Genomic DNA, 12,609 nt, shown 5'->3' with positions numbered 1-12,609 from the left:
CCCGAAGCGATCCCCTCACTTGGCCAGACTGCGCACCGAGCAGCTGCCATCCGCAATGGCCTCGCAGAGGAAGTAGGGCATCCATTCCTCCCAGTGCCCCCTGGCCACCGGCGATTCGTAACGACACAGCAGCGTGCCCTCGGTATCGAACAACCCCCAGGGCTGCAACTCACCGTCCTTCAGCTTGCTCTGCACCTTGATGCCCTGGTAGCTGGCATTGCAGCCCACATGGAACGACTCCGTCCGCCAGCGCACCGGCTCATGCGGCGGGAAGGGCTGCGCCTCGAGGAAGCCGAACAGATCGTCATGGCTCAGCAGGCTCTGGCGGATGGTCGGCCACAGGCTGCGGCGCAGGAAGTACTGGTCGGCAAAGCGCTGGTGCGCTTTCTCTTCCTTCAGGTACTGGGCGATCAACTCGCGGATGCCCGGCAGGTTCGGGTTGTGGCAACCGGCCCACATGCCCGCCAGCAGCAATTCGGTGTGGCTGAAGTAATCGCGCATGTGGTGGTACCAGCAGCCGCTCTGCAGCCAGGCCTCCACCGCCGCGCGGTCGCGCTCGGAGAGCAGCGAGTCGGCGTCGCGCACCTGGAAGCGCGAGACCTCGCGGTCCTCCATCACCAGGAAGCGCCACATGGTCGCGGGGATGGCGCTGCGAGTCGCTTCGTCCACCAGCACGACCTGCGCGCCAGACTCCTTCAATCGGGTCAGCACTGCCTGTGGCACCGAGTCATCCACGTAGAAGCGGCAGCGCCATTGCGGGAACAGCTCGTGCGCGGCCTCCACGTTCTTCAGCGCGCTCTCGCAATAGCGCGGGCGGGCGCCGAACAGCGAAAAGACGATCAGGTTGTGCTCGGGGTTGCTCCCGTCGAAAGCCGGTGGCGGCGCGTCGGGCAGCGGGTGGGCGGGGAACTGGCTGTACTTGCGGTCCGCCACGCTCAGCGACAGGTTGCCGTAGCGGCGCACCAGGTCTTCGCGTTTCAGCCAGCCGCAGGCCTCGGTCAGCCCGTCCAGCGCCGTGCCCGGCATATTCTCCTCGCCCAGTTTGTTCAGCAGTTTCAGGTAGGTCTTGTAGGCCTGTTCGTAGTCCTTGGTCCGCATCAGGCACAGGGCGTAATCCGCCAGCAGCGTGGGATGGTTCGGCGCGATCTTCAGCGCCTCGCGCGCCGTATCGCGGCCCAGTCGGTAATTCCCCTTGGCCAGCGCCGCCCGAAAAGTGGCGGCCAGCTTGTTCAACTTCTTCTCGGCGGCAGACATGCAGGATTCTCCAGGGCACGACGACGGCGGAAAGTGCTGCACGGGATGAGCAGCTTGCGCGCGTCGATGACATGAAGCGCAAGGCTAGGGAGCCGAGGGAATGAGCTCTATCGGAAAATTCCTGCACGTAGCGGCGATAATTACGAAGTCTCTCGTGGCCAACTTCGGCGGCTGATGCATGACTGGTGCGTTCCTGCCAAGAGCTGAAGCACTGGCCTGTGATCTGATGTAGACGGTCTGTCCGCCGCGTCGCAAAGGGACAGCATGATGGTTAACCAAGGGCTGGTGGAATGAAGTCAGACTTGTCGATGCTCCTGTGGGGCGCACCGCTGGTGATGCTGCTCGGTGGCTACCTGCTGATCCGCTGCATCGGCGGCCTGCGCCGGGTGATCGCGCCCGACGTCTGCTACCGCTGGGCCGATCCCGCCCGCGCAGAAGTGGTCGCGCTGCCGCAGCCGGGGCGCTACGTGGTCAACATCGTCTTCCCGCCCTTCACCGTCGTCACCGGTACCGCGCACTTCAACGCCGATTTCGCCGTCACCGCCTGCGCCAGCGGCAATCCCGTGCCCTACGAGGCGTTCAGCCGCTTCAACGTCTTCACCGTGCGCCGCAGCGACATGGGCGGCAACTCCAGCAATCCCCTGGGCGAATTCCACTGCAGCGACCCCGGCGACTACCGGATCACCTGCCTGACCCCGCACCACATCCGCCCCGGCTTCCTGCTGGAAGTGACGCCCTACGTCTCGCCGGGCGGCGTCGTCCCGCTGATCCTCGGCACACTGCTCGCGTCCTTCATGACCATCGGCGGGCTGATCATGACCCTCCTCAAGCTGGGCGGGGAGCTTTGACGGGACACTCTTGGCTAACCCTGTAGGAGCGGGCCATGCCCGCGATCGCGCGCATGGCGCGCTCCTACAGGTGATTCGGCGGACGTCGATGTATTTTAGCTAACATCTTAGCTAAGCTGGACTCGTCGCCAACCTGTCCCCGGAGGGGCGCAGCCATGCAAGCACCTGACGTCCACAACATCCATGACGCAAAATCCAACCTGTCCAAGCTTGTCGATCAGGCGGCGAAAGGGGAGGTGGTGATCATTGGCAAGGCAGGCAAGCCCGTCGCCAAGCTGGTATCGCTGACCTATGGAGAGGGGCAGCGCAAACCCTTCATCGGTAGCCTGAAAGGACGTCTGTCCGACGAGTTCGATGCCCTGGATGACGAAATTGCCCAGCTTTATCTCGAGGAGCCATCCGATTGATATTGCTGGATACCCACATCCTGATCTGGGCCGCCACGGATGACCCACGCCTGACTCCCAAAGCCCGCCAGATGATTGAGCGCGCGCTGGACAATGGCCAGCCTGTGCATTTCAGCGCCATCAGCCTGGCGGAAGTCGCCATCAAGGCCAGCCTTGCGAAAAAGTCGCTGGGCGTGGAGCCCGATGATCTGCGCCGAGCGTCCCTTGATGGCGGTCTGCGCGAACTGCCCTTCGTCGGCGCTCATGCAGTTGCACTGCGCGCGCTGCCGCTGCATGAGGATCACAAGGACCCGCACGACCGCATGCTGGTTGCCCAGGCACAGGTCGAGGGGCTGCAACTAGTGACGGCGGACGCCAAGCTGGAGCGTTACGGCTCTGCCGTTCTCTATCTGAAAAGCCGGTAAGTACCTGTAGGAGCGGGCCATGCCCGCGATCGCGCGCATGGCGCGCTCCTACAGGGAGCTTCGCAGCTTCGGTCAGACGATGCCCTACGTCCGCAACCGCTTCGCCCAACCGCGCCATCCGCTGCGCCCGGCAATCGGCGAACGCCCGCCGAGCACGCGCGGCAGATCGCCGAAGCTCACCCACAGATCGTCCTGCCACTCCAGCACCGTAGGGCGAATAACCGCCAAGCGGTTATCCGCCGCCGGACCGCCATGGCGGATAACGCGTACCGCGTTATGCGCCCTACGACCTGACTATTGTTCTGGCTGGTCCCATTCCATCCGCAATCCGATTTCCCGGCGGAAATCGTCCAGCGCCGCGATGTACTGGTCACGGTCGAAAACTGCGGGAGGGATGTCAAAGAACTCAGTGATGGGGCGGGGATGGGTAACGCGCTCGCGCAGCAATCCGAAGTGCTCCCAGCGAACGGTTTTCTCATCCGCTACCTGTTGCGCTGCGATCACCGTGCAGCTCAGGTCAAGGTCATTAGGGCACACCAGCAGCGGAACCACTGTCTGCCAGCCCGGCGCCACGGAGTACGACCTGTCCCAGATCAGCGCTGAATCCTCATCGCTGTAAAGACCGGCATGAGCACAGACCAGATCGTGTTCCGCGTTCGGGTCGTATTGCGGCAGCCAGATTTCCAGCGGGAGTCCGTCGATGCTCAGCGCCGGGTAAAAATCCATGCTGTAGCGCGATTTATGCAGCTTGCAGGACAGGCGATTCATTGAGGTTCCACAAAGGTCGTCTGAGGGGGCTCCAGCTCGAAGTCGCCGGCGCAGATTCTTCTGATGCTGAGCCACAGGTCACTTTCCGGCTCGAAGCGTTGCAGCGAAATCGGCGAGTCCTTCCAGGTGTCTAACTCGTCGTAGACCTGCTGCTGCCAATCGAAGTCCGGATTCCACGACAGCGTGTAGGCCACCGTGCCGCTCACTGCGTCAATGTGGATCGAGAAGACTTCCAGCGGAGAGCCCATGAAAGTGGCTGCCTCCAGTAATTGCCATAGTTCCGGTTCGCCGGGGCGAAGCGTTCGCTGGGCAAATGCTATGACCGCCTCGATGTCGTTCCAGGCCGCCTGCGCCAGGGGCTGGGCGGCGCGCAGAAATGGCTCCAGCGCCCTGCTTGACGGGTGTTCGATATAGATCAGCCGCTGGCCAAACTGGAACTCACACTGGCTGACCCCAGGGCTGGGCTCCCAGTGGCCGATCATCTGCAATGGCAACAACTCGATGTGCATGGAGCGTCCGTGCGACTTGAAATGAGCTTTGCACCTTATCGCAAAGCTCCGTAGGGCGAATAACCGCAAAGCGGTTATCCGCCGCCGCATTGCCACGGCGGAAAACGCGTACCGCGTTATGCGCCCTACGTCCGCAGCCTTTTCGCCCAACCGCGCCAGCCGCTGCGCCCGGCAATCGGCGAGCGCCCGCCGAGCACGCGCGGCAGGTCGCCGAAGCGCACCCACAGATCATCCTGCCAATCCAGCACCCGCAGGCAGTGCCGTTCGAATTGCAGCTGCACATGGCGTGGGCCCGCGGCGTTGAACTGGCTGCGCACCTGCGGCACCACCGTGCCGCTGATCCAGCGCCGCAGCGCGCCATAGTCCGGCACGTTGAACGTCACCAGCGCCTGGTACACGGCGGATTCGCTCAGCAGCACGTAATCAAGTTCGAGGCCGTCCTCGGTCAGCAGCCGCTCCTGGCGAATCTGGTCGTCGGCCATGCGCATGGCCAGGCGTTCTTCGTGCGTGTAACCCGTCACGCGGCAGAAGTCGGCGAGGATGAACCAGACCTGATCGTCGATCAGCAGCGCGCGCAGGGTGCGGCGATTACGGAGGAAAGGGAGTGGGATTGGCAGGGAAGAATCGTCCATTTCAGTCGCATCTCTACTACGAGCAGACCACCTACGGACGATGTTGGATCAGCAGCCATACGAACCAACACGCCGCGTTCCGGTGGACGGCCCAAATGGTTGGGCCGCCGATACAGATCGGCGATTGTCTCTAGGGTTTCGGGCTGCTAATCCCGGCCCCGTCTTTTTCACGGGGCGGGTGGACGATAGAAGAATCAAGTTGTCTCGGACAACAGAGGTGGCGGGGACAGTTCGCTTCGGAGGCGGAACTGCACTCTCTGTCTCAGTATTGCGGTCAATGTTGTAGCCATTTCGTTCGCGAAAGCAGTGGAGACTTGCTCAAGCCGCTCATTCAGTTCGCTCGCTCGGCCCTGAGTTGTTCGATGTTACGCGACTTGCCGCCGTTGCTCTTGTAGTCACTCCAGTACTCTTTCATGTCCTCCTGGCACTGAACGATCTGCTCGCCTGCCTGACGCAGGTTCAGCTTGTTCACAAAGCCGGAAGTGGCGCCCACCTTCTTTTCGTAGGCGATGGTTTCGCGCGCTTCTTTTATGCGCAGATCGCAATCAAGAATCAGGTCGGCGGAGATACCGCGCTGTGCTTCAGGGGATGCGGCGTACTGGCGAGCTTCGGCGTGCTTCGCGGCGAAGTCGCGGGCGGCCAGCTGCTCAGGCGTGGGGTTGTCGTTGGCGTCCTTCAGGTATTGCACGGAGATCGGGTCGTCGATCGGTTTGCTGTACACCTGGGCGCGGATGACTTTCCAGAACGTGCTGCCGAAGCGAGTTTCCTTTTGCTTCGGTGCCTGGCTGGTGACCTGGTAGCTGGTGGCGGCGAGGTAGGGAATGCCGTTGGCCGTGGTGCGCGTCGTCAGCTGAAGTACAGCGCTGACGGTCACTCCAGCGGCCCACTCGTCCTGCGACAGGTTCTCGGTGACCTTGATCCATTGTGCCTCGCCACCGATCGGGTTGCCGTCGAGGGTACATCCGATTCCAAGGCGGGGCAGGTCGCTATCGCATTTGTGCCGTACTTCATCCAGCGGAGCCATCACCAAGTACTCCTGGGCGGCATGCGCGCTGGCAATAGGGAATAGCACGGCAGTAGTCAAGGTTAGGAGGGAGGTGCGTAGGAGGCGGTTCATGAGTGTTCCTTGGTCATTCGATAGACTCGCTGTTGGGCGGTGCGTCTGCGGTTTCTTTCATTCCCCACCCACCCCATTGCGCTCATGCCGATAAACACTCACCGCCTCGTAAACCGCCTTGCGCAGCCGGTTGATGCCACCAATCGGGCGGTGTTCGGGGAGGGCGTGCCAGGGGTTGTAGGAGAGGTTGTCGCAGGCGAGGTTCTGCTCGCGGCTGTCGAAGTCCTGGGGCGGGATGCTGACGGTGGCGACGGTCTGGAAGGGGGAGTCCTTCTCGCTCCATTCGACGCTGACGTCTTCGATGGGCATGTAGTGGCTCGGGTCCTGTTTCTGCACTTGCAGGGCGAAGCAGGCGGGGACGCGGTCGACCGAGAGTTGCTGGTACATCGCAGTGCGCAGGAAGTTGGGCAGCTTTTCGTTGAGCTTGGGCAACTGGTAGGCCGGGCAGCCTTCGCTCAGCGGGATGACGCGGTACTTGATGTTGTTGGCGTCGCCCAGCTTGTAGGGGGCGATGCCGTTGTAGCCGGCCTGCAGGGGGCTGTCCGGGGCGGGGGCGAGGGTCTGCAGGGCGATGACCAGGTGGCGGATTTCCCAGGTGCTGGGCTTCCAGCTGGGGAAGAAGGCGGCGACCTTCTGGCCGCTGGCCTGGGCGGCGAAGTTCTGCCGGTACTCGGCGACGTCGCGGACGAAGAATACCGGGTGGTTGAACATGACGAAGTCCTGCTCGGTGTCGTGGCCCTTGCCGGGCATCAGCTTGGCGCCGGGTACGTCGAGCAGTTTGATGGCCATGCCGCGGGCGTCGCGGGCGCTGTCGAATTGCGGGTAGGCGTTGCCGTTGGAGAAGCGGACCATGGCCGCCCATTTGTGCCCCGGTTCGGCGAACACGCCCTGGCGCAGGCCGGGGGCGAGGTCGCTGGCGACCGTGACTTCGGCCTTCACGCAGCCGTGGGCCTTGGCGTGGGCGTCGCGCAGTACGCGGGTGTTGTCGCGGTGCTGTTCGACGATGCGCACGGCGTCTTCGATGATGGCCTGGGTGAGCTGGGCTTCGCCCGGTGGGATTTGTTCCTGGGCGGAGACCGGGCCGGAGAATTTCCACGCGTAGTAGAGGCTGCCGATGCCCCAGCCGAGCAGGCCGATGGTGGCGACGGCGAGCAGCAGACGGCCGAGCCATTTGCCGAGGAAGAGCCAGATTCGGGTGAGCAGGGAGCGCATGGCACGAGTCCTTTGGTGTTCTTTTTATGGAGGGGATTCCAGGAGCTTCCCTCTCCCTGACCCTCTCTCTCGGGAGAGGGGACTGCTTGGCGGATCGGTGTTGCGGGAGGGGAATGGCGCTGGGCGTTTCCCTCTCCCTAGCCCTCTCCCTGAAGGGAGAGGAAACTGGTTCGGCGACTCGGTGGGACTTCAGAGTGGGGGCTGGCCCTCACCCCAGCCCTGGCTACGCGCCCCGCTCCGGAGGGAGAGGGGGCGGATCGATGTTTCGGTGGTGGCTGGGAGTTGCACTTCACATGTAGGAGCGAGCTTGCTCGCGAACCCGGCCAACGCCGGAGCTGCCGGGGAATCTGTTCGCGAGCAATGACCAGGCGTCCCCCTCGGTCCTACGAAAAGCGTGTCGTCACTCGCACTTCGGCCCCGGCGTCCACGGCGGGGTGGGGACGTTCGGGTCGAGCTTGCTTTCGTAGTCGGGGTTGCCCAGCACCTTCAGGTATTCCACCAGTGCCCAGCGTTCTTCCGGCGACAGGGCGCGGCCGATGGCGCCGTCCTTGCGGCAGCCGTCGCGGAATTCGTGGCCGCCGTTGCTGTTGCCGGTGACGCTGGTCTTGTAGAGGAAGCCGCCGGGGAAGCGCTCGGTGCGGTAGCCGGCGTATTTCGGGTCGTACTCGAAGCTGCCGACCCAGAACTGGCTGTCGCGCTCAGCCACCGGGGAGAGCATCTGGAACAGGTTGGGCACCGAGCCGTTGTGCAGGAAGGGCGGGGTGGCCCAGATGCCGTCCAGCGGGCGGGCCTTGTAGGCGCGCAGTTCGCGGACGCCGATGGGCAGGCCGTAGCCGTTCATTTCCTGCTGCTGCAGCGGGCTGATGTGGGCGTCGCGGTAGGCGCGCTGCTCGACGAAGGCGGTGACGTAGGCCAGGCCCTTGGCGGCGGAGATCTTCGACAGGTCCAGCGGCGCGTCGGATTTGGGCACGAGGACCACGTTCATGTTCTGCAGCTCATCGAGCTTGAGCTTCAGCGGGCGCACGTCGAAGGTGTGGTCGGCGATGTTGTCGGCGGTGGTCGGGTCGGTGCCGATCTCGCTGGTGGGCACCATCTTCATGCGCCACTCGGGCACGCGGGCCGGGGCGATGTAGTCCTTGGCACCCGGCTCCTTGACGTGCGGGCCGTGGCAGTAGACGCAGTTGGCCTGGAACAGGGCGCGGCCCTGGGAGGCCTTCTTCAGGTCGATCTCGCCGAAGACGTCCTTCGGCCAGGCCGGCGGCTTGAGCTGTTTGAGGGTCTCTTCCAGGGTGTAGAGGTCGCGCAGGCGCACGCTGGAGGCGTAGCGCTCATCGCCCATCACCGGTTTGCCGTCGCTCTCGAACATGCGCAGGGTGGCGCCGACGCCGAGGGCTTCGCCGATGTTGCGTGCCATGGGCTGCATGGCCGAGCCGTTCCACTGCACCCAGTCGAATTTCCAGATGTCCCACACCTGCGGGTAGTTCACCGGGGCGTTGGCGACGCGGTAGTTGGAGGCGTCGATGCCGTCGCCGAAAACGCTGTTGGCGATGCGGCCGAAGGCGTCGGCGCGGCCGGGGCCTTCCAGGGTTGGGTAGAGGCCGCGGTGGGTGTCGTTCCAGGCGGTGGAGACCAGGGTGCCAAGCACGTTGCGCACGTCGCGCTTGAGTGCGGCCTTGCCCTTGGGATAGCGGTCGCCGAGTACGCCCTTGGCGAAGCGGTCGAATTTCCACGGCACGTAGTAGGTGGAGGCAAGGCTGGCGCCCAGCGCCTGGCCGAACGCGCCGCCGCGCAGGGTAGGCACGGTGGAGGCGATGGAGTGCATGGCGGCGCCGCCGTCGATGCGCACAGCGGTGCCTTTGTAGCGAAGCTCGCCGGTGTGGCAGGCGGAGCAAGTGATGTCGAGGTACCAGGCGCCGCTCTCGCCGTCCTGGTGGCGGGCGAAGCCGACCGGCAGGTTGCCGGGGTTCCTGGAGGTGGCCGCCAGGGTGTCGTCGGCGTCGCGGCCGATCTGTTCGGGCTCGATGAGGAAGCCGAAGCGCGCAAGGTTTTCGGGGCTGGCGAACTTGTCCCTGGAGAAGGGCTGCTCGAGGTGGGTGAACCAGTCGTAGCGCAGGCCTTTCACCTGGGTGCCCTGGGGCGTGTAGTAGTAGGTTTCGCGGTCTGCCGGGCTCCACTGGTCGAGGTGGACTATCTTCTCCGGCCTGGAATACTCGGGGAGATTGGGATGCGCGGTGTACCAGGCGATGACGCCCCCGATGAGCAAAAGCAGCAGCAGGACTGCAAGTAGGACGCGGCCGATAATGCGCATCGAAACTTCCTTGTTATGTGTGCGAAAAAGAATCGGACGTTTATGCCAAGTACGCGGCGGCTTGGCAAGGTGATGCCGTACGGAATTCAGGGTTTTTATGGCGGGTTACGGGGCTGGGGCGGCGTGTTTCTGGCTTTGTTCGAAGAGCGACAGCATGGGTATCGCTGCGCTCCACCCATCCTACGGAAAGCTCCTAGGCGGACAGTTGGCACTTCGTAGGATGGTGTGGAGCGAAGCGATACCCATCGCCCTTCAGGTGAATGCCTAGGACGCGGGGCGCAGCTCCAGCAGCAGGCTCAGGCAGATTGCCGCGCCGATCAGCACACCGACCACGCTGGCGATGATCAGCGGCCAGCGCAGGTGGGGGCTGTCGGCCTCGTCATCGGGAATGCGCGCGTGGATGGCGGGCCAGAGTTCGTCCGGCGGCGGCAGTTCTGGCCAGGGTTCGTCGCTGGCTGGTGGGGAAGGGTGGTCGGCGAGCTGGTAGAGCAGGGCGATCATCCAGTCCAGCGCGGCGATGCGCGTAGGGTGGTAGCGATCGGCGTCTGTCCAGACGTGGAGGAAGGTGTCGACCAGCAGGGCTTCCGCTTCTGTCTGATCGGTCTTCAGCTTCAGCGCCAGTGGGTAGAGGCGCGAGGCCGTGCTGCGGTACAGCGTGGCAAAGGCGCGCGCGTCGCCGTCGCCGCTTTCGGCAAGCAGGTAGCTGAGGAAGTTCGCTTCGTCCGGGTCGATGACGGCCTCCGGCGGTGTCGCGGCGAGCGGCGTGGCTGGAGGGTAAGGATAGTCGTGGGCTGTTTGTAGGAGCGAGCTTGCTCGCGAATGGCGTTACCGGCAGCTCCGGTGTAGGGCGGTTCGCGAGCAAGCTTGCTCCTGCAGAATCATAGGGCGAATAACCTGGAACAGGTTATCCGCCGGCTCTTGAACGGCGGATAACGCTGGCGCGTTATGCGCCCTACGGGGCTGGAGAAATGCCGTCAGACCACTTTCTCGAACGGCAGGCCGACGTAGTTTTCCGCGATGGTCGTGCGGCCAGCTTCGGAGCCGAGGAAGTAGTCCAGTTCGGTCTCCAGCATGCGCCGGGTGAAGGCGTCGCTGTCGGGGAACTGGTGCAGCATCGAGGTCATCCACCAGGAGAAGCGTTCGGCCTTCCAGATGCGCCGCAGGGCGATGGGCGAATACTGTTCCAGCAGGTCGACGCGGCCCTCGCCGTAGACCTTCACGAGGATGCGGTGCAGCGCGTCGACGTCGCTGGCGGCGAGGTTCAGGCCCTTGGCGCCGGTGGGCGGGACGATGTGGCCGGCGTCGCCGACGAGGAACAGCCGGCCGTATTGCAGCGGCTCCACCACGAAGCTGCGCAGCGGGGCGATGCTCTTTTCCAGCGACGGGCCGGTGACCAGCTGGCGTGCGGCGTCCTCGGGAATGCGGCGCTTGAGTTCTTCCCAGAAGCGTTCGTCGGACCAGTCTTCCACCTTTTCTTCCAGCCCCACTTGCAGGTAGTAGCGGCTGCGGGTGGCGCTGCGCTGGCTGCACAGGCTGAAGCCGCGCTCGCTGCTGGCGTAGATGAGTTCGTGGTTGACCGGCGGGGTGTCGCTGAGCAGGCCGAGCCAGCCGAACGGGTAGACGCGCTCGAAGACGCTCAGGCGCTCGGCGGGAATGCTGCGCCGGGCCACGCCGTGGAAGCCGTCGCAGCCGGCGATGTAGTCGCAGTCCAGGCGCACGTGTTCGCCCTGGTGAGTGAAAGTGACGTAGGGCTTTTCGCTTGTTACGTCATGCAGCGCCACGTCGGCCGTTTCGTACACGCTCATCGCGCCGCTGGCTGCGCGGGCCTGCATCAGGTCGCGGGTGACTTCGGTCTGGCCGTACACCATCACCTGCTTGCCGCCGGTGAGGGCCTTGAGGTCGATGCGCTCGCGGCGGCCGTTGAGGACCAGTTCGAAGCCGTCGTGGAGCAGGCCTTCGGCGTCCATCCGGGCGCTGGCGCCGGCTTCGCGCAGCAGGTCGGCGGTGCCTTGTTCCAGTACGCCGGCGCGGATGCGGCCGAGCACGTAGTCAGGCGTCTGGCGTTCGAGGATCACGCTGTCGATGCCAGCCTTGTGCAGCAGCTGGCCAAGCAGGAGGCCGGCAGGGCCGGCGCCGATGATGGCGACTTGAGTCTTCATGGGGTGGCTCCTTGGAGAGCGCTGTTGTTTTTGTCTCCTGCATTTTTTGTGGATGGGATCGGCCTTTGAAGGTAATTTCCAACAGTCTTCTTGGATTTTTCATGGATGTGGGCGGTGATCGAACAACGCGCTGACACGCCGGTCCCGGTGTTCCGCCTGTATGGCGAGACGACGGTGTGGCCGACGCCGGACCTGATCCACTGCGAATCCATCGCCTCGCGCAGCCGCCTGCATGACTGGGAAATCCGCCCGCATCGCCACGGCGATCTGGTGCAGTTGCTGTATGTGCAGTCCGGCGCGGCGGAGCTGGAAGTAGAGGGGCGGGTGACGCCAGTCCGCGAGGCTTCGCTGCAGGTCACGCCGGCGCTGGCTGTGCACGGCTTCCGCTTTGCCGAGGACGTGCAGGGCTGGGTGCTGAGCATGGGCCTGCCGCTGGCCGAGCAGCTCGGCGGCCTGCTGCAGAGCCCGGTACTGGAGCAGCCGGCGTGCTTCACGGTGGGCGAGGGCAAGCGCCAGCTGGATGCGCTGTTCGAGTCCATCGACCGTGAGTACGCGCAGCAGGCGCCGGGCCGCGACCTGATGCTGCAGTCGCTGCTCAACATGCTGCTGGTCTGGCTCAGCCGCCGGGCGCTGGAGCAGGCTCGCGCGCAGGCGAGCCTGCAGGATCGCGGCGTCGAGCATGTGCATGCGTTCTCCCGCCTGCTCGAGCAGGACTTCCGTTTACACCGGCCCATCGAGCATTACGCGGCGGCGCTGGGGATCAGCGCCGCGCACCTCAATGCGCTGTGCCGGCGACTGGCCGGGCAGTCGGCGCTACAGATGATCCACCAGCGCCTGCTGCTGGAGGCCAAGCGCAACCTGGTGTACACAGCCATGACCATCCAGCAGGTGTCGGACAGCCTGGGCTTCTCCGAACCCGCCTACTTCTCCCGATTCTTCAAGCGCTACGCCGGGGTCTCGCCCCGCGCGTTCCGCGAGCCGCGTTGAGCCG

The 12,609-nt window shown here is 64.4% G+C and carries 13 protein-coding genes; 4 read left to right on the top strand and 9 right to left on the bottom strand.

All coding sequences use genetic code 11. The annotated features are described in order from the left end of the window. Positions 1-15: 15 nt before the first annotated feature. Positions 16-1,254, bottom strand: a complete 1,239-nt coding sequence (locus IB255_RS22245; RefSeq protein ID WP_081516573.1) for a tetratricopeptide repeat protein — start codon at positions 1,252-1,254, stop codon at positions 16-18. Positions 1,255-1,544: 290 nt separating this feature from the next. Here IB255_RS22245 and IB255_RS22240 point away from each other — a divergent pair, with 290 nt between their 5' ends. From IB255_RS22240 to IB255_RS22230, 3 genes are all read left to right on the top strand, one after another. Then, positions 1,545-2,102: a hypothetical protein gene (locus tag IB255_RS22240; RefSeq protein ID WP_177429475.1), complete on the top strand. Its 558-nt coding sequence runs from the start codon at positions 1,545-1,547 to the stop codon at positions 2,100-2,102. Positions 2,103-2,257: 155 nt separating this feature from the next. Next, on the top strand, positions 2,258-2,509 hold the full coding sequence (locus IB255_RS22235; protein WP_081516574.1) for a type II toxin-antitoxin system Phd/YefM family antitoxin: 252 nt from the start codon (positions 2,258-2,260) through the stop codon (positions 2,507-2,509). Further along, entirely contained in the window at positions 2,506-2,913 is a 408-nt protein-coding gene (locus tag IB255_RS22230) for a type II toxin-antitoxin system VapC family toxin (protein ID WP_081516575.1), read from the top strand. Before IB255_RS22235 ends, IB255_RS22230 begins: the two co-directional genes overlap by 4 nt. Before the next feature lie 294 nt (positions 2,914-3,207). Here IB255_RS22230 and IB255_RS30855 read toward each other — a convergent pair whose 3' ends face one another. From IB255_RS30855 to pobA, 8 genes are all read right to left on the bottom strand, one after another. Further along, positions 3,208-3,681, bottom strand: a complete 474-nt coding sequence (locus tag IB255_RS30855; RefSeq protein ID WP_225594960.1) for a hypothetical protein — start codon at positions 3,679-3,681, stop codon at positions 3,208-3,210. Next, positions 3,678-4,190, bottom strand: coding sequence for a hypothetical protein (locus IB255_RS22220; RefSeq protein WP_081516576.1), 513 nt, complete (start codon positions 4,188-4,190; stop codon positions 3,678-3,680). Before IB255_RS22220 ends, IB255_RS30855 begins: the two co-directional genes overlap by 4 nt. 125 nt (positions 4,191-4,315) lie before the next feature. Continuing rightward, positions 4,316-4,822: a Bro-N domain-containing protein gene (locus tag IB255_RS22215; protein ID WP_081516577.1), complete on the bottom strand. Its 507-nt coding sequence runs from the start codon at positions 4,820-4,822 to the stop codon at positions 4,316-4,318. A gap of 331 nt (positions 4,823-5,153) precedes the next feature. Then, positions 5,154-5,939 carry a hypothetical protein gene (locus IB255_RS22210; RefSeq protein WP_139791489.1) on the bottom strand — a complete coding sequence of 262 codons (786 nt, stop codon included), beginning with the start codon at positions 5,937-5,939 and terminating at the stop codon, positions 5,154-5,156. A gap of 57 nt (positions 5,940-5,996) precedes the next feature. Continuing rightward, positions 5,997-7,151 (bottom strand): catalase family protein, encoded by a 1,155-nt coding sequence (locus IB255_RS22205; RefSeq protein ID WP_081516579.1) that lies wholly within the window; start codon positions 7,149-7,151, stop codon positions 5,997-5,999. A gap of 400 nt (positions 7,152-7,551) precedes the next feature. After that, complete coding sequence (locus tag IB255_RS22200; protein WP_081516580.1) at positions 7,552-9,459, bottom strand: di-heme-cytochrome C peroxidase; 1,908 nt, start codon at positions 9,457-9,459, stop codon at positions 7,552-7,554. A gap of 264 nt (positions 9,460-9,723) precedes the next feature. After that, positions 9,724-9,960 (bottom strand): hypothetical protein, encoded by a 237-nt coding sequence (locus IB255_RS22195; protein WP_081516581.1) that lies wholly within the window; start codon positions 9,958-9,960, stop codon positions 9,724-9,726. Positions 9,961-10,433: 473 nt separating this feature from the next. Further along, positions 10,434-11,618, bottom strand: coding sequence for a 4-hydroxybenzoate 3-monooxygenase (gene pobA / locus IB255_RS22190; protein WP_081516582.1), 1,185 nt, complete (start codon positions 11,616-11,618; stop codon positions 10,434-10,436). Positions 11,619-11,735: 117 nt separating this feature from the next. Between pobA and IB255_RS22185 the strand changes: the two genes are divergently transcribed. Next, the gene (locus IB255_RS22185) at positions 11,736-12,605 is read left to right on the top strand and encodes a helix-turn-helix domain-containing protein (RefSeq protein ID WP_168190482.1); all 870 of its coding nucleotides are present in this window, start codon (positions 11,736-11,738) and stop codon (positions 12,603-12,605) included. The last annotated feature ends 4 nt before the right edge of the window (positions 12,606-12,609 follow it).

The organism is Pseudomonas sp. PDM22, from assembly GCF_014851965.1.
In the GTDB taxonomy this organism is placed as follows: Bacteria; Pseudomonadota; Gammaproteobacteria; order Pseudomonadales; family Pseudomonadaceae; genus Pseudomonas.
The sequence above is the reverse complement of the archived record's forward strand: the minus strand, read 5'-3'. Positions and strand labels throughout refer to the sequence as shown.